The organism is Sulfurimonas sp. (genome assembly GCF_023229105.1).
Classification (GTDB): domain Bacteria; phylum Campylobacterota; class Campylobacteria; order Campylobacterales; family Sulfurimonadaceae; genus Sulfurimonas.
This window is the reverse complement of sequence record NZ_JALNZY010000008.1, coordinates 1-23,667: the sequence shown is the minus strand read 5'-3', so window position 1 is coordinate 23,667 and position 23,667 is coordinate 1. Positions and strand designations below refer to the sequence as shown.

General features: G+C 35.9%; 18 protein-coding genes. 7 read left to right on the top strand and 11 right to left on the bottom strand.

Features of this window, described 5'->3' with window-relative positions:
• The first annotated feature begins 66 nt into the window (after window positions 1-66).
• The gene (locus tag M0Q17_RS02095; RefSeq protein WP_295082799.1) at window positions 67-2,037 is read left to right on the top strand and encodes an ATP-binding protein; all 1,971 of its coding nucleotides are present in this window, start codon (window positions 67-69) and stop codon (window positions 2,035-2,037) included.
• Between the two features lie 105 nt (window positions 2,038-2,142).
• The gene (locus tag M0Q17_RS02090; RefSeq protein WP_295082797.1) at window positions 2,143-2,769 is read left to right on the top strand and encodes a YceI family protein; all 627 of its coding nucleotides are present in this window, start codon (window positions 2,143-2,145) and stop codon (window positions 2,767-2,769) included.
• Here M0Q17_RS02090 and pdxA read toward each other — a convergent pair.
• The 4 genes from pdxA to M0Q17_RS02070 form a co-directional block, all read right to left on the bottom strand.
• Window positions 2,756-3,679: a 4-hydroxythreonine-4-phosphate dehydrogenase gene (gene pdxA, locus M0Q17_RS02085; protein ID WP_295082795.1), complete on the bottom strand. Its 924-nt coding sequence runs from the start codon at window positions 3,677-3,679 to the stop codon at window positions 2,756-2,758. The genes M0Q17_RS02090 and pdxA overlap by 14 nt on opposite strands.
• Entirely contained in the window at window positions 3,676-4,458 is a 783-nt protein-coding gene (locus M0Q17_RS02080; protein WP_295082794.1) for a pyridoxine 5'-phosphate synthase, read from the bottom strand. The genes pdxA and M0Q17_RS02080 overlap by 4 nt, the downstream gene beginning before the upstream one ends.
• A 127-nt stretch (window positions 4,459-4,585) precedes the next feature.
• Window positions 4,586-6,520 (bottom strand): thioredoxin domain-containing protein, encoded by a 1,935-nt coding sequence (locus M0Q17_RS02075; RefSeq protein ID WP_295082792.1) that lies wholly within the window; start codon window positions 6,518-6,520, stop codon window positions 4,586-4,588.
• A gap of 77 nt (window positions 6,521-6,597) precedes the next feature.
• Window positions 6,598-7,797: a cation:proton antiporter gene (locus tag M0Q17_RS02070; RefSeq protein ID WP_295082790.1), complete on the bottom strand. Its 1,200-nt coding sequence runs from the start codon at window positions 7,795-7,797 to the stop codon at window positions 6,598-6,600.
• Window positions 7,798-7,981: 184 nt separating this feature from the next.
• On the opposite strand from M0Q17_RS02070, the gene dsbD reads away from it, so the two are divergent.
• A complete protein-coding gene (dsbD, locus tag M0Q17_RS02065; RefSeq protein WP_295082788.1) occupies window positions 7,982-9,781 on the top strand; it encodes a protein-disulfide reductase DsbD in 1,800 nt (599 codons plus the stop codon).
• A gap of 416 nt (window positions 9,782-10,197) precedes the next feature.
• Window positions 10,198-12,477 carry a 5-methyltetrahydropteroyltriglutamate--homocysteine S-methyltransferase gene (gene metE, locus M0Q17_RS02060; RefSeq protein WP_295082786.1) on the top strand — a complete coding sequence of 760 codons (2,280 nt, stop codon included), beginning with the start codon at window positions 10,198-10,200 and terminating at the stop codon, window positions 12,475-12,477.
• Window positions 12,478-12,511: 34 nt separating this feature from the next.
• On the opposite strand, the gene M0Q17_RS02055 is transcribed toward metE, so the two are convergent.
• Genes M0Q17_RS02055 through M0Q17_RS02030 form a run of 6 tightly spaced genes read right to left on the bottom strand, consistent with a single transcriptional unit; the run spans window position 12,512 to window position 18,915 of the window.
• Complete coding sequence (locus tag M0Q17_RS02055; protein ID WP_295082784.1) at window positions 12,512-13,255, bottom strand: acyl-ACP--UDP-N- acetylglucosamine O-acyltransferase; 744 nt, start codon at window positions 13,253-13,255, stop codon at window positions 12,512-12,514.
• Entirely contained in the window at window positions 13,255-14,163 is a 909-nt protein-coding gene (locus tag M0Q17_RS02050; protein WP_295082782.1) for a Gfo/Idh/MocA family oxidoreductase, read from the bottom strand. Before M0Q17_RS02050 ends, M0Q17_RS02055 begins: the two co-directional genes overlap by 1 nt.
• Before the next feature lie 3 nt (window positions 14,164-14,166).
• Window positions 14,167-15,258 carry a DegT/DnrJ/EryC1/StrS family aminotransferase gene (locus M0Q17_RS02045; protein WP_295082780.1) on the bottom strand — a complete coding sequence of 364 codons (1,092 nt, stop codon included), beginning with the start codon at window positions 15,256-15,258 and terminating at the stop codon, window positions 14,167-14,169.
• A complete protein-coding gene (gene lpxB, locus M0Q17_RS02040; protein ID WP_295082778.1) occupies window positions 15,248-16,303 on the bottom strand; it encodes a lipid-A-disaccharide synthase in 1,056 nt (351 codons plus the stop codon). Before lpxB ends, M0Q17_RS02045 begins: the two co-directional genes overlap by 11 nt.
• Window positions 16,300-16,665: a c-type cytochrome gene (locus M0Q17_RS02035; protein ID WP_295082776.1), complete on the bottom strand. Its 366-nt coding sequence runs from the start codon at window positions 16,663-16,665 to the stop codon at window positions 16,300-16,302. The genes lpxB and M0Q17_RS02035 overlap by 4 nt, the downstream gene beginning before the upstream one ends.
• Window positions 16,666-16,695: 30 nt before the next feature.
• Window positions 16,696-18,915 carry an ATP-binding protein gene (locus M0Q17_RS02030; protein WP_295082774.1) on the bottom strand — a complete coding sequence of 740 codons (2,220 nt, stop codon included), beginning with the start codon at window positions 18,913-18,915 and terminating at the stop codon, window positions 16,696-16,698.
• Between the two features lie 128 nt (window positions 18,916-19,043).
• On the opposite strand from M0Q17_RS02030, the gene M0Q17_RS02025 reads away from it, so the two are divergent.
• A complete protein-coding gene (locus M0Q17_RS02025) occupies window positions 19,044-20,240 on the top strand; it encodes a dihydroorotase (protein ID WP_295082772.1) in 1,197 nt (398 codons plus the stop codon).
• Between the two features lie 36 nt (window positions 20,241-20,276).
• Complete coding sequence (locus M0Q17_RS02020) at window positions 20,277-20,513, top strand: DUF465 domain-containing protein (protein WP_295082770.1); 237 nt, start codon at window positions 20,277-20,279, stop codon at window positions 20,511-20,513.
• 20 nt (window positions 20,514-20,533) lie between these two features.
• Here M0Q17_RS02020 and tgt read toward each other — a convergent pair whose 3' ends face one another.
• Entirely contained in the window at window positions 20,534-21,652 is a 1,119-nt protein-coding gene (gene tgt / locus M0Q17_RS02015; RefSeq protein WP_295082768.1) for a tRNA guanosine(34) transglycosylase Tgt, read from the bottom strand.
• Between the two features lie 127 nt (window positions 21,653-21,779).
• Between tgt and M0Q17_RS02010 the strand changes: the two genes are divergently transcribed.
• Entirely contained in the window at window positions 21,780-23,603 is a 1,824-nt protein-coding gene (locus tag M0Q17_RS02010) for a hypothetical protein (protein ID WP_295082766.1), read from the top strand.
• The last annotated feature ends 64 nt before the right edge of the window (window positions 23,604-23,667 follow it).

The window sequence follows — 23,667 nt, the reverse complement described above, 5'->3', positions numbered from 1 at the left end:
TTTATAAAAAAATCACTACGCAATAAACTTCTATCGATTTTTATAATTATTGGGTTTTTGCCATTTTTGACACTTTTAATATATACGCTTTTTTTAAGTGAATCAAAAATAGTAAACAAAACTATTGATGAACATCTTGAGAGAACCAAAGTTGTAATAGAACTAATTGACAACCATCTAGAGAGCTTAACTAAAGAGGTTAAATTTCTAAGCTCTCTTGATTTGATGGATGACCTTTTAGCAGAAGATATCGATAAAAGAATCTCAAGACTTTTAACCCAAAAAAGAGACGATTTAAATTTAGATATAAGCTTTATGGCTGTTGCTCCTGATTCTACAATAATCGCCTCATCAAGCAGAGATAATTTACTAAAAAAATATAGCATAGATGAGTTAAATGTAAAAAATAGTAGAGCCTATGTAAAAGATAACTACTTATATATGCATTCACAAATAAATGCCTCTTTTGATAAAACAAAAAAATTGGGTTTTTTGGTTTTAAAGTATAATTTAAAAAATTTAGATTTATATCTAACACACAACACAACAATTCACTCATACATAATAGACTCGAAAAATAGTTTTATTATAGGTGAAGATATAAATTTAAAAATAAACTTTAACAACAAGACAAACAGTATTATAGATAATAACTATGTTGTCGTATATAAAAAATTATCATCTTTTTTAAATGATTGGTACATTGTTTATGCTGTAGATAAAAGTGTTGCTCTTGAATTTTTGTATGACTTTATAAGCTTTATGCTCTATATATCGATTGTTATTTTTATACTGATAATATATATGTCCATCAAACAATCAAGAGAGATTGTTAAACCGATTGAAGAGTTAACTGCCACAACCGATTTCATTACGAAAACGCAAAACTACTCTGCACAGTTAAATGTAAATTCGCAAGATGAGATAGCTACACTTACACACTCTTTTAATAATATGCTTAAAACTACCTACTCCGCGCTGCAAACTCTAGAGGAAGAGAACAGGCTAAGACTAAAAAGATTTACGCAGCTAATCGAAGTTTTCAATACTATCATTCAGACAAAAAGTGAAGATGAGTGCATAAATGTCTCCATTGAGGAGATAAAAAAATTAACAAATAAAGAAAATCTACATTTTCAAAAAGATAAAAATAGGGCTAGAGATAAAGAGTGTACAAATCTTTATGTTACGGATTTTGAGAATGATGAGAAAATTTATTTTGGTTCAATTGAATTAGGAATAGAGAGCTTTGAAGATAAAAATGAACAGGATTTTTACAACTCTATCGCTTCGATGATTACATTGCAGCTTGAGAGAATTAGACTAATAAAGAGAACTACCTCGGCATCAAAAGCAAAATCCGCATTTATTTCAAACATGTCGCATGAGCTTAGAACTCCGCTAAATGCGATTATAGGTTTTGCACAGTATATGATTGAGTATGAAGAGTTAGATGAAGACCAAAAAGATACAGTTAAAAATATTGAATCATCGGCGCAATATCTTCTAGGCATGATAAATGAGATATTGGACATAGCTAAAATTGAAGCCGGCAAAATGGAAGCGCATCTTGAAAATGTCAATATTTTAGAGATAGTTCAAAGCAGTTACAATATGCTCTCTCCTTTAGTTAAAGATAAAAAAATTAAATTTGATTTGTTGTCTGATAATTTTGACAATAAAATTTATAAAACAGACCCCAAAATGTTTAAGCAGATTGTTGTAAACCTTCTCTCAAATGCCATAAAATTCACTCCTGAGGGAAGCATACTGCTAGAGATATATAATGATGAAAAAAAACTATGTGTCAGTGTAAAGGATAGTGGCATAGGAATATCCCAAGATGATATGAAGCATCTATTTAATGACTTTACTCAACTTGAAAATGTCATACAAAAGAGGCACAGAGGAACGGGTTTGGGTTTATCATTAAGTAAAAAAATGGCAAATATCTTAGGCGGAGATGTCACACTTAAAAGTGATGGTATAGGACACGGAACGCTTTGTCTGTTTTGCCTGCAAATAAAGCAGGGGTAACCTTCATAAAATAAGATAGCACTTAAGAAGCTATGAAAAATAACTTGCTAAAAAAAAGCAGTTTAAAATGATATACTATGTCAAAATTATGGCAAGGATTAAAAAATGAAAAATGTAGTTATTTCTGCACTTATGGTGCTTTTTATTGCATCAGGCGTAGATGCAAGTCAAAAAGCTGGTTGTGAACTCTCTCAAGTCGGCGCTGTTGAAGTTAGTTGGACTGGATATAAAACAGAGAAGAAAGTGGGTGTGGGTGGAAGTTTCGACAATGTGCTATATACTCCTGTTGCAAAAAGCGGGGAGAATTTCCGCTCTATTTTAGTGGGCTCAAGCGTTGTTGTAGATACATCAACTGTAAACTCAAAACACTCAGAGCGTGACGAAAAGCTTGTAAAGTTTTTCTTTGGCATGATGAGTGCTAAGAATATAAATGCAAAAATAGTAGATATAAAAGCAGACAAAAAAGTAAAAGATGCACCAAGAACAGGTGTTGTCGAGGTAGAGATAGAGATGAACGGCATTAAAAAAATAGTTCCTATGGCATATAGTTTTAGTGATGGTGTTTTTGAGGCAAAAGGAGATATTGATATTTTAGATTTTAGCGCAAGCAAAGCTCTCTCATCGATTAATAAAGCATGTTATGACCTTCATGAGGGAAAAACATGGAGCGATGTTGCAATCAGTTTTAAAACAAAGATAGAAGCTCTTCTTTGTAACGTTAAGCCATTGTAGTAAGCTTTATCGCACTCTTGATTGCATTTATGTAGCTAAGAGTGCTTGCCTTGCCTTTGTAAGCAATGTCAAAAGCGGTTCCATGATCTACCGATGTTCTTATTATCGGTAGATTTAGCGAGACGTTTATGCTCTCATCAAAATAGAGCGCTTTTAGAGGTGCTAAACCTTGATCATGATACATAGCCACAAAGTATCTAAACTTCTCTCTAAAGTTCGGTGTAAAAGCGGTATCCGGAACAACTGGACCTATAAACTGCTCAAAACCTATCTTTTTATTTGCACTTTTTATCGCTTTTGTAATTTTAAGTTCCTCATCTCCAAGCACACCGTTGTCTCCTGCATGCGGATTTAGACCAAGAACTGCTACTCTCTCTTTTGGAATTGATTTGTGCAAATCTAAAAAGAACTGTTTGAGTTTTTTATACCCCACAGACGAAGCCACATCTTTTAGAGGGATATGTTCAGTAAACAGAGCCACAAACATCTTCTCGCATCCAAGCATCATAATGGCATCTTTTTTAAAGTAATCACGCAGAAGGTCGGTATGTCCTTTGTATTTTATGCCCTCTAACATCCATGCCTCTTTATGAATGGGCAGCGTAACTACAGCATCAGCTTCTTTGTTTTCACAAAGTTTAATAGCGCTTACAAAGGAGTCGTAGGAGTATCTGCCGGAGTTTTTATCAACGCATCCTTTTTTAATCTTAAAGTTTCCCTCAACCTCATGCAGGACAAAATCAGCTGGAATCTCTGCATCTAAAAGCTCGGCTGCCTGATGCAGCATGGCAGAGTTTATGCAGTAAAGTGGAGTACAAAATGCTAAGACTTCTTTGTGGGCTTTAAGAGCTATCTCTATCCCTACCCCGTTTAAATCGCCAACACTTACGGCAATGTGTGCTTTGTTCATCTTGTAGTTAATCTTCTCATCTCTTTTATAGCATCAGCTAAACCGACAAATACGCTTTTTGCAATAATACTTTGCCCGATATTTAACTCTGTAATTTCTGCTATTTTCATCATCTCATGTACGTTATGATAGTTAAGCCCGTGACCTGCGGCAACTTCAAGACCTATGCTTTTGGCATATTTTGCAGCGGCAGTTATGTCACTAACTGCTTTTTCAAGTCTGATAGATAGCTCATTTCGTGGAAGTTCAAGCTCCTTTAGTGAGTGGCTTGAGTGCAGAAGTGAGCCGTTTAACATAGCATAAATATTTGCGAAAGTTCCAGTGTGCAACTCAACCATCTCTGCTCCTAACTTTTTTGATTGCTCAACTGCTTCAATGTTTGGATCTATAAAGAGGGAAACAGGAATGATGTAGTCATGCAATAACTCAATCGCATAAGTTATTTCATCCTCATGGGCAAAAACATCGAGCCCGCCCTCTGTTGTGACTTCTTCTCTCTTCTCTGGAACTAAAGTCGCACGGTGAGGTTTTAAATCTGTTGCTATATTTAAAATATTTCTGTTTATAGAGCACTCCAAGTTTACAGGAACAGTAGAGTGTTTCATAATATTATAGGCATCTACATCTTGTATATGTCTTCTGTCTTCTCTTAAATGAATAGTTATCTGATTGGCTCCATTTTGACAAGCAACATAAAGGGCATTTAAAATATCAGGGTCATTTACTCTTCTTGCTTCTCTTAAAACTGCTATATGGTCGATGTTTACGCCTAGTTTCATGTTATTCAAATCTTTTTCTACTTTCTGTGCATCGGATGCTGATAATCATTTCTCTCACATGCACTAAAAATGCTCATAACGGCAAGTGCTAAAACAGCTGTTAAAATAATCTTTTTCATCATAAATCCTAAAAACTTTTTTTGATTATAGCATTGATTTCATTAATGTCATTAGTGCCTGCAAAGCAGCTTTTATCGCCACAAACCATATAGTTTTCATCCCCAGAGACTTTTTTCTGGATAAACGGATACTCAAGTAGGGCGAGCTTTAAAGTATTTGCTTGTAACTTTTTTTGGCTGGATTTTATAACTCTATCGCCCTTTAAATATCTTAGCATTTGGCGCAACATGTATGGGTAAACTATGGGGCGTTTTCCTAGTTCATAAGAGCTGTACTCAAGTGTTTTAAATGCAAAGTGTCTATATTTGTCATCTTCTAGCAAGGAGTTTAGCGAGAGTAAAACATCAACCATTATGCTTACTGGACTTATGTAGGTGTTATCTGAGATTTCCGCTTTTGTCTCAAACTCTCCTATACTAAACTTCCACGCTCCTTTGTCGTAAAACTTCTCTAATGCAAGATTTGCAAAGTGCTGGGCGCGAATGAGATACAGTTCATCTTGCGTTGCGTTAAATGCTTCTATAAGTGCCTGAGCCAAAAATGCATAATCCTCTAAAAACGCTTCAACTTTTGGTTTTTTATGAATAAGAGTGGTGTGATAAAGTTTGCCGTCAATATAGATAACACTTAGTAAAGCATCTAGATTTTTTATCGCTCTTTGCTTATACGCATCATCAACCTTGCCTAGATTAAATAGAGATTTTATCATCATGCCTGACCATGAAGTCTGGATTTTTTTATCTATAAATGGGTACTCTCTTTGCGCTCTTAATCCTCTTAGCAAAGAGTTTATATTTTCAAAATCTTTCGGCATCTCATCATCTTTAAATCTAACTATATTTTTACCCTCAAAATTGCCATTTTTAGTAATGCTTAGCATCTCTAATATTGCATCTACATTTTTATATCCGTTGTCTGATAAAAGTTTATGCACTTCCTCATAACTATAGATAAAGAAGGTTCCCTCTTCGCCCTTGCTATCGGCATCGCTAGCACTATAAAAGAGATTATCTTCGCTCATGCGGTCTTGCCAAAAATCAGCAATCTCCTTTGCTATATTTAAAAAACTCTCCTCAGAGTATGCGAGGTAAGCATTTGTATATAGTTCGCAGAGCAGGGCGTTGTCGTAGAGCATCTTTTCAAAATGTGGAACTATCCACTTCTCATCAACGCTGTAGCGGCAAAAACCGCCGTCTATCAAGTCGTACATCCCGCCTTTTTTCATATTTAAAAGCGTGTTTGTGAGCATAGCTTTTGCCGATTTGTCATCATATAGTTTGTCGATAACAAGAAGTGTGCCGAGCGTACTTGCATGTGGAAATTTCGGGGAGACTGAAAAGCCGCCGTAGAGAGTATCGTAGTTGTTTTTTACCTGAAGCATAAAGTTTTTAACAAAATCCTCTTTTAAAACCGTTGCCTCTTTTGGATGCTCCTTATGATTTAAAAAACTCTCAATCTCATCAGCACTCTTAAGAAGTTGTTCATCTTTTTGCGAAACCTTCTCAGCTATAAGTTTTGTAAGTTCTATAAAACCCATCCCCTCTATGCTTGACTCTCTTGACTCTGACGGGATGTAAGTTCCTGCAAAAAAAGGTTTATTCTCTGGGGTGCAAAATATGGAAGTGGGCCATCCTCCTGCGCGGCGATTTAACATCGTATAGACTTCCTGATAGTGTTTGTCTATGTCGGGGCGCTCTTCTCGGTCAACTTTTATGCAGACAAAATTCTCGTTTAGTATATCTGCACACTCTTTGTTTTCAAAAACTTTCTCCTCCATAACGTGGCACCAGTGACATGAGCTGTAGCCGATGGAGATAAAAATGGTTTTGTTCTCTTTTTTTGCCTTTAAAAAAGCCTCCTCGCCCCACGGATACCAATCCACAGGATTATTTTTATGCTGTTGTAAGTATGGTGAATCTTCTGATTTTAATCTGTTTGACATGTTAATTTCTTTATATGAATTTTTTGTAGAGTAGAGAAATATTACTAATATTGCGCTTAAATAAATACTCTGGCTCTCTAAATACATTCCCCTTTAAAATATCTCTTAAGTAAAAATGGCGGTACAATAGTTGTGATGATAATAACAAAGATAAGCATCGCGTAGATCTCATTTGGTAAAACACCGTTTACTCTGCCCATTTCGGCAAATATAAGACCCACTTCCCCTCGTGGAACCATAGATATTCCTATAAGTGCATTGTTTCTTGCACATTTTTGAATAATAAAAAATGCACCTAAAAATTTGCTTAAAAAGGCTATGAAGATAAAAGAGAGCCCCATTATCCAAAAAGATGATGATGAAAAATCTATAATACTTAAATCCATAGAGAGTCCGACCATAACAAAAAAAATAGGTGTAAATATTTGAATTATAGGCGTCATATTAGTACGCACCACTCTAAGAAGAGGTTCATTTGCACTCAAAAGTGTTCCAAAGGGTAAAAAGAATCTTCTTGAGAGTGCAATTCCAGCTGCAAAGGAGCCTAAAATAGCGGGTGCACCGACAAGATATGAAATATATGAAAAAAGAAGAATAAGCGAGATGATAATCGTAGGAATATATCCGGGAACCAAATCGTTTCCATGAAACTTATGTATCATATAGGAAAGAATTTTGGCAAATATCGGAGCCAAAAACAAAAAGGTAACAATCATTCCTGCTACGGACAGAGTATGATTAAAAGTTGCTTCTTGCGAGATAGAAAAATCATAGATAAAAACAAGGAGTATAATCCCTATGATGTCATCAATAACAGCCGCACCGATTACGATTTGAGCGATGTTGGTGTTTTGCATGTGGATATCTTTTAAAACCCTTATCGTTATGCCTATGCTTGTGGCAGTAAGCGTTCCGCCTATAAAAAGAGAGATATCAAAAGCAAGTTCAAAAAAGTAGTGTGCCGTAACAAATCCAAAGCTAAAAGGCAAAATAACGCCTAGTAGTGCAACTACGAGAGATTTTGTTCCGGCATTTTTGAGGCGAGTAAAATCTGTCTCTAAACCAACTTCAAAAAGGAGCAAGATAATACCGATTTCTGCTAGTATTTTTAAAATTTCGCTGGGTTCAATAATGCCTAAAACAGATGAACCTAGAAGGATTCCTGCGAAAAGTTCGCCAAGAACGGAAGGTATGCCTGCTCTTGCAAAAAGCTCGCCTAATATTCTTGCTACTATTAAGATAAGAAATAGTGTTAAAAAAAAGTTATGTACATCCATGTCAAATTGTACTGTTTTTTTTTCTAAAACAATAAAGAGGCTCTAAAGAGTAATAAAATTGGAGTTGTTATTGAAGTCTCTAAACAAATTAAAGATTACAATCTTTTGTCAAAAAATTAGCATCTCTGCTATTGGTATAAATTTGTTATAATTTGCAAAATTTAAAAAATTGGATAGATACATTATGAAAAAACTTGTTTTACTTATCTTCTCATCCCTCTTGCTTTTTGGTGCACAACCTAAATTTTTGATGCCCGAAGAGGCTTTTAAGCCCTCTGCAAAACTAAACGACAAGATGCAGATAGAGGCTACTATTGTCTTAGCAAAGGATATTTATCTTTATGAAGATGCGCTAAAGTTAGTCATAAAAGATGGAAGTGGCATAAATATTCAAGAGATTGAAAAACCTAAGAGCGTAGAACATCATGGAGATATGACATATCTTCAATCGCCTGTTTTTTTAGTTCATCTAAACAAAGATAGTGATGTAGAGGGTGTGAGAAATATCACTTTTGAACTCTCCTACCAAGGGTGCTCGGAGCAGGGCCTTTGCTATGAGCCATATACAGAGTCTTTTAGCCTAGAGGTAGATAGCACAAAGCTTGATATCGGAAAGGTTTTGAGTAAAATAGAGGTAAAATCAGAGGAAAAAACTGTAGAAAAAGTTGTAGAAAAAGTTGTAGAAAAAACTGAAGTAATAAAAGAGCACTCACAGAGTGATTCTATTGCCGATACTATTAAAAAAGGAAGCATCATGTTTGTGCTCCTTAGCTTTTTGGGTTTTGGACTTCTTCTAGCACTTACTCCTTGTACATTTCCTATGATTCCAATTATCTCAGGAATTATCATATCTCAAGGCGAGGGAATAACAACAAAAAAAGCATTTATGCTCTCCTTGGTTTACGTTCTTGCTATGGCGGTTGCATACACGATTGCGGGAGTTTTGGCGGGTCTTTTTGGTTCAAATCTGCAAGCTTCTCTTCAAGCGCCATGGGCTATATATACATTTTCAGGAATTTTTGTTGCATTGGCACTTAGCATGTTTGGATTTTATGAACTGAAACTTCCTGACTCCTTTGTGGCAAAGATAAGTTCAAACAATAATGCAAACAAAAGCGGTTATGTCGGTGTTGCTATAATGGGCTTTTTGTCGGCTCTTATAGTAGGTCCATGTGTTGCGGCTCCTCTTGCTGGCGCTCTAGTATATATAGGTCAAACCGGAGATGCGCTTCTTGGAGGTGGGGCTTTATTTGCCATGAGCATCGGAATGGGGCTTCCGCTGATTTTAGTAGGTGTAAGTGCAGGTAAGTTTATGCCGCGTCCTGGTGCATGGATGACTATGGTTAGTGCAATATTTGGCGTAATGATGCTCGGCGTTGCTATTTGGATGCTTGAGAGAGTTTTAGATAACCACCTCATTGTGCTTCTATACTCTATTTTGGGAATTGGTTTTGCCGTATATTTTGGTGCGTTTGAGAAGGATGCACATACATTTAGAAAAAGCACCGCAATCATTATTTTTATCTACTCTGTAGCTCTTTTTATAGGGGTTCTGGGTGGTTCGAGCAGTATGACAAGACCATTGGAGTTTTTAAAACCATCAGTGACGACAACGTCTGATAGTGCAAAACATCTAAAGTTTGAAAAGGTAACCTCAATCAAGGAGCTTAATAAAGTTTTAGAGGCAAACAGAGGCAAAAAAATTATGCTTGATTTTACGGCTGAGTGGTGTGCAATATGTAAAGAGCTTGATAAAAAAACATTCTCAGATGAGACTGTAAAAGCAAAACTCGGCGAATTTGTACTTATCGCAGCAGATATTACTCAAAACAATAAAGAGCAAAAAGAGTTAAGCAAGAAGTACGGAGTTTTCGGTCCGCCCGTTTTGATATTTTTTGATAAAGAGCTAAATGTGATAGAGTCAAAAACTATAGTCGGTTTTATAGAGCCTAAAGAGTTTTTAGAGAATATAAAGAGTATGTAAGATAGTGCATGAAAATAAAAACAAATTTGGTATAATTTAAAAAATTTATTTAATAAGGAGAGAGTGTTTGAAATCAGTTTATGGTATTGATAGTTTTAAATTGTCAAAATTGTTGTTCATTTCAGATTCTAAGCCTTGTTACTGTAATATCTTTTTTGCCAATAAGGTAAGAATCTCGCTTCTAATAAATCACTTCATCCCTAGATGTCCATATTATACGACATATTTTGCATTCAGACGCACCGGCGTGCACCCTCCACTTTAATACCCTTTTTTACAAAATTACCATAATAATTCTCATATCTTCAGATATGAAGCTTTTCTAAAGAAACTGAAAACAGTTTTGTGCCACAGTGGCTAGCGTAGCCAAAGGAGTTACTTCCTTTAGCATTATAAATAGTAGAAGGGATATTTTAATGTCAAAAAATTATATAGTTGGATTCCCAAGAATTGGGGAGCAAAGAGAGTTAAAAAGAGTTTTAGAGGAGTTTTGGGCAAATAAATGTTCATTTAAGGATGTTGAAATAGTAGCAAAAGAGCTGAAAAATAGACATTGGAAGTATCAAAGGGATGCCGGAGTAGATTTTATAAGTTCAAATGATTTTTCTCTCTATGATAACATGCTTGATACTTCAATTATGCTGGGAGCTATTCCAAAAAGATTTCAACATCTAAGCGACGAAGAGCTTTACTTTGCAATGGCAAGAGGTAATGCTTCAAGCGTGGCTATGGAGATGACAAAGTGGTTTAATACAAATTATCATTATATAGTCCCAGAACTTAGTGTGGAAGATAGTTACTCGCTAAATGCTTCAAAAATTATAGATGAATATAATGAGGCGAAAGAGCTAGGAATAAAAACAAAGATAAATATTATAGGGCCCATTACATATCTGGGACTTAGTAAAAGAGTTGATCGCGGTGATGCCTATGAACTGTGGAATAAGGTGTTGCCGATATATGAAGAGCTTTTGAAGATTATTAGCATCCTTGATGATGAGATAACTATTCAGATAGAAGAGCCGATTTTTGCTAGGGAGTTAAATACGAAAATTCTTAGTCTTATAAAACCGACGTATGAGAGGCTTTCAAATGTTTCATCAAATATAAAAATTGCGCTTGTTACATATTTTGAACACTCAAATGAAGCTACAAAAATTTTGGTTCATACGCCTGTATGGGCGTTAGGAGTAGATTTTTTACATGGAGATGAAAACTTACAATCCCTTGAGATTATTGCAAATAGCGGTAAAAAACTTATAGCTGGAGTAGTTGATGGCAGAAATATCTGGAGATGTGATATCACAAAGAGTCTTAAGCTTTTGAAAAATATCTCAAAAGTAGTGAAAAAAGAGAATATCTTGGTTGGTTCATCTTGCTCTCTTCTTCACTCCCCCTTTACTTTAAAATATGAAGAAAAGATGAGTAGCGAGATAAAAAAGTGGTTAAGTTTTGCACTTGAAAAACTGGATGAAATTTCTCTTGTTTCAAAAATATTCTTTTACACTCAACAGAGCCTGAATGAGGTTCGAAAAGAGATGTTAGAAAGAAATATAAAAGCAAACAAAAACAGAAAAAAATCCACTCTTATACATGACAAAACCGTGCAGGAAAGGGTAAAAAATCATACAAAAGTTCAAAGAGAGGGCAGCGCAAAAGAGAGGATAGCGCATCAAAGAGAGATTTTGGGGTATAAAGATTTGGTAACGACAACCATAGGCTCTTTTCCTCAAACTCCGCAGCTGAGAAAGGCTAGAAGCGACTTTAAAAATTCTCTTATCTCAAAAGAGAGGTATGAAAAAGAGATTAAAAACTACATAGACGACTGTGTGGCGTTTCAAGAGGAGTGCGGCTTAGAAGTTTTGGTTCATGGGGAACCTGAGAGAAACGATATGGTTGAGTATTTCGGCGAGCAGTTAAACGGATACGGATTTACACAAAACGGATGGGTTCAGAGTTATGGGAGCAGATGCGTGAAACCGCCGTTTATCTATGGAGATATAAGTAGACCTAAGTCCATGACGGTTGATTGGATAACTTATGCACAAAGCAAAACAAGCAAGATTATGAAAGGGATGTTAACGGGTCCCGTTACGATTTTAAACTGGTCATTTGTGCGAGACGATATGCCAAGAGGCGAAGTCTCTAAACAGATTGCAGTTGCGCTTAGTGATGAAATAGATGATTTGCAAAAAGCAGGTATAAAAATTATACAGGTTGATGAAGCGGCGTTTAAAGAGGGATATCCGCTAAGAGAGGATAAGATAAAAGCTTATGAAGCATGGGCAGTTAGAGATTTTAAAATCGCCATTAGCAGTGCTAAAAAAGAGACGCAAATTCACACGCACATGTGCTATAGCGAGTTTAACGATATCATAAATACCATAGAAGATATGGACGCAGATGTTATCTCCATAGAGACGGCAAGAAGCGGAAATGAACTACTTAAGATTTTTAAAGAGGTCGGCTATAAAAATGAGGTTGGACCTGGGGTTTATGACATACACTCACCGAGAGTTCCAAGTGTAGAGGAGATAGTAAAACAGATAGAGCTTTTACTAGAGGTATTGCCAAAAGAGCAACTTTGGATAAACCCGGATTGTGGACTAAAAACAAGAAAATGGGAGGAGGTAAAACCAAGTCTGAAAAACATGGTTGAAGCAGTTAACATTATAAGAGAACGCGCTGGCTTATAATTTTAAAAACGGAACCCTGCAAGTAAGCAGGGCTCTAAATATTACTAGACGCGACAAAAGATGCTAGTTTTTTTATAAATTCATTGGTGTTTGTATCTGCTATCTCTTGAGCTAAGATTTTATCCGCACCATCACCGAGAATCTTTTTAAAGACACCCTTTATCTCCTCAATGTCTCCTTTTTTCTCCAGCCTTCTTCTGAGACCGATAACATTGAGTCCTTTTATAGTCGCTTTGTTTCCCTCGACAAGCATAAATGGAGGGATGTCTGAGTTTACAACTGATGCTCCGCCTATCATAACACCGGTGCCTATCTTGTTGTTTGCTTCAATAGTGCTAAGACCGCCGATGATGACTCTCTCCTCGCATCTAACATTTTCGTAAAGTTTAACGGCATTTGTTATGATACAAAAATCACCAAGTTCTACGCCGCTAAGAATTTGAACATACCCCATGAGAAAATTGTTAGCACCTATAACTATCTTTTTATTATCAAGACTCTCTTGAGCACCTATTTGTACAAATTCTCTTATGTGTGTTTTCTCGCCTATGTGTATCTCTGAGTCATCACTACCTATAACGGCAAAGCTGAATATTTTTACATTCGCACCAACGCTCACTTTGCCTTTTAATATGACATTTGACTCTAAAGTGCACCCTGATTTTAACTCTACATCTTTATCGATAAAACAAAACGGACCTATCGTAACATCAGAAGCTATCTTTGCCCCATGTTCTACGATGGTTGATTTGTGAATATTTAATTTTTTATCCGACACTATTTGCTCGCAATCTCTAGAGTAATTATGCTATCTTGTACACTTGCCAAGGAGCCGCGGTTGCCTGTTTGTAAGTAGTTTATAAAGGCTTCGAGTTCATCATGAAGTGCATTGCTTCTATTTACAAAGCAGTTTTTTGTTATGTGTGAGTTTGGATTTATATTGATTCTCTCTGTAAGTGTTTGAGAAATCAAATCGGCTTCAAAATATTTTATCTTGCTATGTTCATCTTCTCTACATGCAACGGCAATAGTTCTTTTTCTGTAGGGAGTTAACCAGTTTGTAGATATGTCACCGATAATTTGACCTTCTAGCTCAAATGCAAGAATTGCGTTGTCTTCATGTGTTTTGTGAATTTTTTGAGATTTAAATACAGCACTATTTACAATATCTTTTTTGGTTATAAAGCGTATCAAGTCGCTGTCATGAACAGAGAGGTCGGTTAAAATCCCGACATCTGCTATGCGCTCGGGAAAAGAGCCGCTTCTTGTTATTGAGATAGATAGTATCTCATGGTCAGCTATCTCATTTATAAGGGAATTTACAACCGGATTATATCTCTCAATATGTCCGACACAACTTTTTATGGAGTTTTTTTCTACCGCTCTTAGTATCTCTTTGGCATCTTCTATATTTGAAGCAGCAGGTTTTTCTATAAAGATATCAATCTTACGCTCGGCACACTTTAGAGCTGCATCTTTATGAAGAAACGTGGGTGTCACGATAATAACAGCATCCGGTTTTACGCTATCTAACATACTCTGTAAATCTGTAAAAAACGGTTCGTTGAACTCAGAGTTTTTTACAACGTCACATAGTCCGACTATTTTAGCACCGCTTATATTTTTAAGGGTGTTGTAGTGATTTTTTCCCATGGCGCCAAGACCGAGGATAGCAACTTTTTTCAATAGTTAACCTTTAATAGCGCGAACTATAAAATCTTGTTCGGCTTCGCCTAGATAAGCACTCATAGGAAGCGACATTATCTGTTTTGAGACAAGCTCGCTAATAGGAAAGTCACCTTCTCTATAGCCTAGATGCTCAAATGCTTCTTGAAGATGAAGCGGAACAGGGTAGTGAACGGCAGTCGGAATCTCTTGTTCTGCAAGCTTAGCAATCATGGCTTCTCTATCTTTGACTCTTACTGAATACTGTGCATAAACGCTTGTGTTTGCTTCGGCAATTTTTGGAGTTATGACATCAACATTTTCAAGTAGGTCGCTATATCTTGAGCCTATCTCATCCCTTAGTTTTACCTCTTTGTCAAAATGTCTTAGTTTTACATCTAAGATAGCGGCTTGAACTGCATCAAGACGACCGTTTATACCTATGTATTTATGCTTATATCTCTCATTTTGACCATGGTTTAAAAGCATTCTCATCTTAGTGGCAAGCTCATCATCATCCGTGAAGATAGCTCCACCGTCCCCGTAAGCACCAAGAGGTTTTGAGGGAAAAAAGCTTGTACATCCTATGGTTGAGAGGTTACATGACTTTTTGCCTCTATATATCGCGCCAAAACTCTGGCAGGCATCTTCTATAACAGGAAGCTCATACCTTGCGGCTATCTCGTTTATAGCTTCCATATTGGCGCATTGCCCGTAAAGAGAGACTGGCATTATTGCCTTTGTTTTGTCAGTAATGCGCGATTCTATTTTTGTGGGGTCTATGTTGTAACTATCTTCGTCTATATCGACAAATACGCTTTTAGCACCCAAGAGCGCAATTACTTCAGCAGTAGAGATAAAAGTAAAAGGAGTCGTGATTACTTCATCACCGGCTCCCACACCAAGCGCCATAAGGGCTAACAAAAGAGCATCTGTCCCGCTACTGCAACCTATTGCATGTTTAGAGCCTGTATAAGCTGCAAGATTTTTCTCTAAGGAGTTTAGCTTCTCTCCGCCTATAAATTGTGCTGAAGCAAAAACCTCTAAAACTTCTTTGTCTATCTCTGACTTATATTCTTGATACTGTGCTTGTAAATCTATAAAATTAATTTTCATCTTTTTCCTCTATAATTGCAGCTACTTTTTTTGAGCTGCCGTGAACTAAATACTCTCTTAGTGCCTTTGAGTCACTTAAAAATCTGCTTCTGTCATACTCTTGATATGCTTTTATGAGATTTTCGGCAGTAACTTCTTCTTGTATAAACTCCGGATGCAACGCCCTGTTTTTAAACTTAGAAAACATTATGTTTGCTAGCCCTATATACTCCAATTTCACAAGTCTGCTTGCAATAAAGTAGTCTAGTGGTTTAGCAATATATGTTAACACAAAAGGAATTCCAATGAGCGAGGCTTCCAAAGTGGCAGTTCCGCTGCATATAAATGCGAAGTCTGCCTCAAAAAGCGTTTTGTGTGCATCATAAGCTATTTTAAAATCTGAAAGGCTACCATAAACTTCTTTTATCTCTTCTTCAGAGAAGTGTTTTGGGATAATAATTATGGCTTCAATATCTAGCTTTTTTTGAACATTTTTAAAAACAGGAAGAAGCTTTTTTATCTCTGCTTTTCTGCTACCTGGCATAAATACTATACTTTTTTTCTCATCATTTAGGCTCCCTTTAAACTCTTTTATCTGATCTAGTAGAGGATGCCCGACATACTCAATTGGTGCATTTTTTGAGTAGTACCCTTTTTCAAACGGAAGGATTGAGGCTAGGCGGTCTATTGTTTTTTCAAGTACCTGAATCCTCTTTTTTTTCCAAGCCCATGCTTGTGGCAGAATGTAGTAGATTATCTCTTTGTCTGGGTACTTTTTTTTGATTTTTTTGGCAAGTGGGAGATTAAATCCTGAGGAGTCTATCAGTAGAACCTTATCAGCATCTTTTGCCAACTTGACCATTTGATTGTTTAGTTTTAAAAAAAACCTTAACTTCTTTATAGCATCAACAAAGCCCATTATCGCCAAACTTCTCAAATCAATTATGCTCTCTCCAAGCTCTCTGTCAAATATACCTATAAACTCCACACTATCGCTTAACTCTTTTTTCAGGGATTTAAGATGGATATTTGCCGAGTGCTCCAGTGCGCTAACTAAAATCTTCATGAATCACCGTCTCCATGGATTTGATAACTGTCATCATACCTCTCTTTGTTTTTTTCTTCTACAAATTCATTTATGTATATTGAGAGATTCTCTATATCTTCATCGCTCAAGCCTACTGCAAAGGGTATCATCATCTCTTGCTGCTGGTTGTCTGATAGTTTTGAGCGAAATCTCTTTAGTTTGTGCACCATGTAACCTTTTGCTCGATTTGCAAGATATGGATATTGGTGAAGACCTTCTAGCTTCATCCCATGGCAACTATAGCAGCCATTTTTAATATATAGCTCTTTTCCCAGCTCATATCTGTCGCTTTGTGCATTTAAAAGTAAAAATGACATTATATATAAAAATATTATTTTCAATACTCTCTCCCGTGCTTTCTTAGAATAAAATTATTTCGTATTTGAGTTAATATGTTTAAATAAAGTATCAAAAAGTTTTTCTAAATTTATGGGTTTAACAAGATGTCCGTTCATTCCAAGAGCCTTTGTTCTTTGCATCTCTTCGCTCATGGCATTTGCTGTTAGCGCAATGATAGGAATCTTTTCATCCATTGCTCTAATGATTTTAGTTGCCTCATATCCATCCATAACAGGCATCTGCAGGTCCATAAAAATAAGCTCATATTTGCCTTTTTCATACATCTCAACCGCCTCTTTGCCGTTTTTTGCTACATCAATTTTTTCTACATAATCTTCTAAAAGACCAAGCAGAACAAGTTGATTTGTGACGTTATCCTCAACTATAAGTATTTTTTTTGCTTTTATGAAATTTTTGTTATGTTCTATCTTTTTGACTTCATTTTTCACTTTAGGTAAGCTTATCTCTTTTAGTTTGATATCAAAGAAAAAACTGCTTCCTAACCCCTCCTTGCTCTCAACCCAAATCTTGCCACTCATTAACTCTACAAGCTGTTTTGAGATTACCAGACCGAGTCCAGTTCCACCATATTTTCTTGTAGTGCTCTCATCAGCTTGCGAGAATGGTTTAAAGAGTTTTTTTTGCTCTTTTTCGCTAAGACCTATTCCAGAATCTTGAATTTTAAATCTATATACGGAGTCATCAATCTTTGAAACATAGATATTTATGTTGCCCTGATTATGTGTAAATTTAATTGCATTTCCTATAAGATTTGTTAAAACCTGAGAGATTCTCAAGCTATCTCCTATGAAAAAATCTCCTACATTATTAGCATACTCAATTGTGATTTTTATATGTTTTTGATTCGCGATTATCTCTAGGGGAGCTAAAGTCTGACTTATTGCTTTTTTGAGATTAAACTCCACACTCTCAATAGTTAATTTTCCTGCTTCTATCTTTGAGAGATCTAAAATATCGTTAATAATATTTAGAAGTGATTTTGCCGAGTCATCAATTTTTGTAAGATAATCTATTTGCTTTTCGTTTAAGCCGGTTTTAAAAAGCAGATGAGTTATCCCTATAATCCCATTCATTGGTGTTCGGATTTCATGTGACATATTTGCCAAAAATTGAGACTTTGCTTCTGTTGCGTTTTGAGCTATAGTTTTTTCACTCTCAAGCTCCTGCGTTCTTTCGCTTACTATCATCTCTAGGTTGATGCGCTGTTTTATGTTGAAATAAACAACAATAAAGAGGATTAATAAACCAAAAAATGCCACACTGTTTACTATAAGATATTCGTGCGTCATGTCATAGATATATCTGTTTTTTTTATAGGAGATTAGATATGCTAAAGTCTCTTTTTTTTCTATATCTTTAATGGGTAAAAATGAAATAATGTAGAAGTCATCAAGGTGGTGAGTATAGAGTGAAAAAGGGTTTTGATGCTCAATATTTTTAACTACATCTGCTTTTAATTTTTTATCTGAGAGTATATTTTTGACAGCTATATTTTTTTTATTGTTATCTGTTTTTAATAAAACAAAATCTTCGTGTTCAACGCTATGGATATAGTGTGCAAAAAAGTCATTTTTATAAAGATATGAGTCAAAAACGCTTTTTTTAATTATAAAATTTGTGTATGTATAATGAAGCTCTAGCATTGCTTTTTGCATACTCTGTGATGAAAAAGAGACCTCTGCGCTTCCTATAAATTCATTGTTATAAAAGAGCGGAAAAATATTGCTAAAAGCGTGCGTTTGACTATTTTGTTCAAAGCCGCTTATAGGTTTGTGTGTTTCGTTTACATGTGCAATAGAGGGACGGGTATGCGAGAGATCATCCCCATATACATCCTTTTCATGAACTCTTAGAAATGATTTGTTGTCTCTAAAGACAAAATGGATAATATTTATCCCCGTCTCTTGAAGATTTTTAAAGTGAGGCAAAAGTTCCCGGTAGAGAATTGCACGAAGTATATTGCGCTCATTTTCATCTTTTGTATTTTCTGCATTGTAAAAAAGTTCTAGAACTTTGTTGCTGTTAAAAACTTCTTGGTTTATAATCTTGGATATATCGTCGTATCTATCCTTTGTTACTTCATAGCTGTTTGTTAGATTCTCAACTTCTTGATTTAAAAGAAGTTTTAGACGGGAGTTTTTATCTGCTGTAGTGGTAATATAGACACTAGAATATATAGATAAAAATATAAGTATAATAAGTATTTTGATTATTTTCAAAGAGTGTATCAATAGTTACCTTATTTGCAAAATATATGTCGGATTTAGTATAACCAAAATTGATTAAAAGGTCGTAAAATCAATCTTATTTATAAGGGAGAATCGACTACAATTTCATTATCAAATCAAAGGTTCAAGCGATGGTAATAAAAAATTCAACAGTTTGTGACGTAAATGGGCAAAGAGAGGTTGATATCCGTATAGAAGAGGGCATGATTACAGAGATAGGTGCAGACCTTTTTTGTAAGGAAACTATAGATGCCACAGGGCTATATTTTCTCCCTCTTTTAGTGGATATAAATGTAAGGGTTCAAGACTCTTCTCTTAATGCAAAAAACATTAAAGCTCTCTCAGAGGAGGCACTTTTGGGCGGTATAGGGCATGTTGTGTTAAATGCCCAGAGCACTCCTGCAATAGATAACGAGATAGTTTTAGAGTTTGCTCAAAATGGATTGCATGCGTTAAGCGGTGCAAAGGTCGATTTGATGCTAAACACTCTAAAGGAGGATAACACGCTTAGTAATATTGCTATTTTACTAAAGCGTGGAGCTATTGCGCCTTATATGAGCACCATTGCAAAGAATGATGTTGTTATAAAAATAGCGCAGTATTGTCAGATGTACGGGATAACGCTCCTTTGCAAGGCGGAGGATAACTCTCTTATAAATAGCGGCGTGATGCTAGAAGGTGATGTTAGCTCAAAACTAGGACTTGCCGGCATACCTGACTTGAGCGAAGTTTTGCATGTCTCACGCATGATAGAGATAGCAAGACACTTTAAGATAAAGATACTTTTCAAATCAATCGCTTCTCCTCGTTCTATTTATCTTATAAACAAGGCAAAGCAAGATGGCGTAAATGTTGCATGTGAGGTATCTATCCATCATCTTAGCAACTCGGATGAAGCTTGTAAAAATTTTAATACCGCTGCAAAGCTAAATCCCCCGCTTGCTTCAAAAGAGGATTTACAACTTTTGCAAGAGGCTCTAAAGAGTGGTAAAATAGATATATTGACAACTCTTCATCAACCAAGTTCTCCACTAAATAAAGAGGTTGCTTTTTATGATGCAGCTTATGGGTGCGAAGGTCTTAAAAATGCCATGAGTGTTTACTACACGAAACTCATAAAGAGCGGTATCATACCTATGCAAGAACTTATAAGGCTCTGCGTGAAAAATCCCGCTAACGCTATTGGGCAAAGCGCAGGCGAGATAAAAACCAAAGAGAGAGTAAGTGCAATGCTTTTTAATCCAAATAAAAAAGTTATAATGGAAGAAAAGCTCTCTTTGTACTGCGGGGAAGAACTCTACGGCGAAGTTGAGAAGATTTTTAACTAACTATATGCTAGAATTCAAAAAAAATAAGGAGTCAAAATGTTACATGAATATCGAGATATTATTACACATATGAAAGAAACGGGAGCTGAGAATGCTCACTTTTTGAGAATTTTCAACAAGCACAACGAGCTTGATGATAAAATTGTAAAAGCTGAAAAAGGTGATGTCATACTAACTGATAAAGAGGTAGAGACTCTTAAAAAAGAGAAACTATTGTTAAAAGATGAGGCGTACGGTATTCTTATAAAATATAAAAAAGAGCACAATCTTTAATCCATCATCTTTTTGATGGATTAACCTCTTTTTGCATAAAACTCTGCTTTAAATTCCCCAAATCTATCTTCCAAAATCGCCTCTCTTGCTTCTCTCATTAAGTTTAAATAGTAGTGAAGATTGTGAATAGTTGCAAGTCTGAAGTATGTTATCTCACGAGCACGAAAGAGGTGGTTGAGGTAGGCTCTGGAGTATCTTTTGCATGTAAGACATTCACACTCGCTATCAACGGGCAAGTTGTCCTCTTTATATGTTGCACCTTTTATGTTAAGTCTTCCAAAGGATGTAAAAAGAGTACCGTTTCTTGCGTTTCGTGTCGGCATAACACAGTCAAACATGTCAATCCCACGCTCAATATTTTCTAGCAAATCCTCAGGAGTTCCTACTCCCATAAGATAGCGAGGTTTATCTTTAGGCATATGTTTTACTGTATGTTCTACTGTATCGTACATGTCCTGATTTGCTTCGCCGACACTAAGACCTCCGATGGCAAAACCATCAAAATCAAGCGCGCAGAGTTCAGTCGCACTCTTTGTACGAAAAGTCTTGTCCGTTCCGCCTTGGATAATTGCAAAGATATTTTGCTCTACTCCAACACCCTCTTTTTGCTTTTCTCTAAAGTAATCTATGGATTCTTTCGCCCATGCAGTAGTTCTCTCAATGCTTAGAGCAATGCGCTCCTGAGTTGCTGGAAGTGCAACTAAATCATCTAAAATCATCATAATGTCTGAACCTAGATTATGCTGGATGTCTATAACTTTTTTAGGAGTAAAGAAGTGTTTACTACCGTCAATGTGGCTTCTGAATTCTATGCCATTTTCTGATGCCTTAGAGATGTCACTAAGACTAAATGCCTGAAAACCGCCACTATCTGTTAAAAAACTCTTAGGGTAAGTCGTAAAGCCATGAAGTTTGCCCATTTTGGCAACCGTCTCATCCCCGGGACGAAGATACATGTGGTAAGTGTTTGCAAGGATTATCTCAGCACCTAGAAGGTCTAAAACATCTTCCATATCAAGAGCCTTAACGCTCCCTACAGTCCCAACAGGCATAAAAACCGGTGTTTTAATAGTTGAGTGGGCGGTTGTTATTGTACATGCGCGGGCTTTTTTACTTGTAGCATCTAGAGTGAATTTCATACTTGTTAATATCCTATGTAATATTTAATTGAATTATATCTAAATGTTGTTTTACAAGACTTAATGGAATGTTTTTTGCTTGAATATAACAAAAATAAATCAAAGGATTGATACTTAAGGAAAAGAAGTGGAAAATTCAATAGATTATATTAATCATGTAAATATAGTAAAAGATTTGAATCTATACAACAGAGTTAGAGAAAATCAAAAACCCTTTGAAGATAAATTTGAAGTTATCTATGCACAAGCAAAAGAAGCAGATGTAAAACTCTCAGATGCAAAAGAGTTTCTTAGTGAATTATCACGCGATGAACTTAGAACTTTACAAAAGTTTGAGGGTTTGGCTGATGCTATAGATGTAGGGAGTTTGAGTGATGAGGGTGCTTATAATTTACTAGTTCATGATTATGAAAAGTATGATTTTAATGGCGATGGCGCTGTTATGCGTGGTGCGGCAAAAACTTTAGCACATATTCCCGAGCATATGGATGATGAAGCAAAAAAGGCTTGGGTCAAGGCTTTAAACGCCATGGGTGATGACTTAATGGGTATAAGTGTAATGACCATGAGTTTAAATGAAGAATTCAATAACCGTCAAATAGCTAGTCACTTAAGTCAAATGTCTGATGCTCAAATAGATAAGATGCAAGAGAGTGCCTCGTTTGATATAAGAGCTTTTATAAATGAAACACTATCTAAACCATATAGCCCAAAAACTCTTAGTGTATTGGATGTTTTAGATGAAGTAGATGCGAAAATAAATTCAACTGATGGGGGATATTCATCTCCTGAACTTATTAAATCGTTAGAGCGTTTAAGGGAAGCTTTACAAAATGCCATAGAAGAAGTTGAAGCTAAAGCCCAGAAACTAAGCACCGCAGAAGAATTAGAGATAAAACAAGAAATAAAAGAGAATAAAAACGAAGTAAAAGAAGAACCACTAGCAGTAGCTATAAAAAGTACAAAAGTAGAGACAAGAACTCCTGAGGAGATTATAGCGGAGTATAGAGCGATGCCCGGGCAGGGCGGAATCGCTTACGAGGGAATGTTTGAAGAACAAAGAGCTGCATCTTTGGCAAAACATGAGCCTTACTTCCAAAAAGAGTATGAACATTATGAGAAGTATAAAGATGTTTTTACTCCGATCTACTCTAACTACACAACCGAAAAAGCCGATAAAATAGGGCAAGAACTAAACGCTCAGTTTCCAGAGTTTGGAGCGATGAGAGAAAAAGCTTATATGGGTGGAACACAGCAGGACAAAGAAGCCTTTGAAGAGATGTTTTGGGATTATCAAGCTTACAATAAATACTTAAGAGAAAAACATGACTTAGATATGTCCACTGGAGGTTTTATGGCAGCTTCAAAAGAGTCAAGTAAAGCGTATAATTTTGCAGTTTATGAGGGACTTGAGAGTGGTTTGAGTATTGGCGAGGCGACCGCAAAGGCAAGTAGTTTACTATCTACATTTGGTGGTAATCAAGCTCAAAGTTTTTCTCTGATGTTCTTCTCAGGCTTACCTGAAGACATAGAAGCAGCAACAGAGATAGCAGAAGAGGAGATAGACTATGACAAACAGATAAATCTAAGTGATTATGGTTTTGAGCATAATTTTTGGAGTGATGCTTACTTAGACACTTATGGAAATGACTCTGTTGGAGTTAAGTCGAGAATTTTATATGATATAGAACTTTATTCATTTTTACTTGAAAATGAAGATATAGTAGATACAAAACTAGCCGAGCTTAAAGATAGAGCTTACGAGAGCGAAAACGGTAAAGATTGGTATGACTGGCGAAATGAAGATGGTAAGTTCAACGAAAATTTTAAAAGTAGTTTTCAAACAAAATATGACAACGCTATATACGCTAAAGAGATTTTAGAGAAATACGGAGATAAAATATTTGACAACTCTGTACTTGATGAAATGAATACAAAGGATAAATCATGAATGTAACATCAACAATACAAACTCAATATAATAACACTAAACTCAGATCTCCTCAATCTCATGT

Excerpts from the sequence above, each read along its gene's own strand:
- M0Q17_RS02070 (WP_295082790.1), bottom strand. The coding sequence starts at position 7,797 with ATGGATGTACATAACTTTTTTTTAACACTATTTCTTATCTTAATAGTA.
- M0Q17_RS02020 (WP_295082770.1), top strand. The coding sequence starts at position 20,277 with ATGTTACATGAATATCGAGATATTATTACACATATGAAAGAAACGGGA.
- tgt (WP_295082768.1), bottom strand. The coding sequence starts at position 21,652 with ATGAAATTCACTCTAGATGCTACAAGTAAAAAAGCCCGCGCATGTACA.
- dsbD (WP_295082788.1), top strand. The coding sequence starts at position 7,982 with ATGAAAAAACTTGTTTTACTTATCTTCTCATCCCTCTTGCTTTTTGGT.
- M0Q17_RS02075 (WP_295082792.1), bottom strand. The coding sequence starts at position 6,520 with ATGTCAAACAGATTAAAATCAGAAGATTCACCATACTTACAACAGCAT.
- lpxB (WP_295082778.1), bottom strand. The coding sequence starts at position 16,303 with ATGAAGATTTTAGTTAGCGCACTGGAGCACTCGGCAAATATCCATCTT.
- M0Q17_RS02045 (WP_295082780.1), bottom strand. The coding sequence starts at position 15,258 with ATGAAAATTAATTTTATAGATTTACAAGCACAGTATCAAGAATATAAG.
- pdxA (WP_295082795.1), bottom strand. The coding sequence starts at position 3,679 with ATGAACAAAGCACACATTGCCGTAAGTGTTGGCGATTTAAACGGGGTA.
- M0Q17_RS02090 (WP_295082797.1), top strand. The coding sequence starts at position 2,143 with ATGAAAAATGTAGTTATTTCTGCACTTATGGTGCTTTTTATTGCATCA.
- M0Q17_RS02025 (WP_295082772.1), top strand. The coding sequence starts at position 19,044 with ATGGTAATAAAAAATTCAACAGTTTGTGACGTAAATGGGCAAAGAGAG.
- metE (WP_295082786.1), top strand. The coding sequence starts at position 10,198 with ATGTCAAAAAATTATATAGTTGGATTCCCAAGAATTGGGGAGCAAAGA.
- M0Q17_RS02080 (WP_295082794.1), bottom strand. The coding sequence starts at position 4,458 with ATGAAACTAGGCGTAAACATCGACCATATAGCAGTTTTAAGAGAAGCA.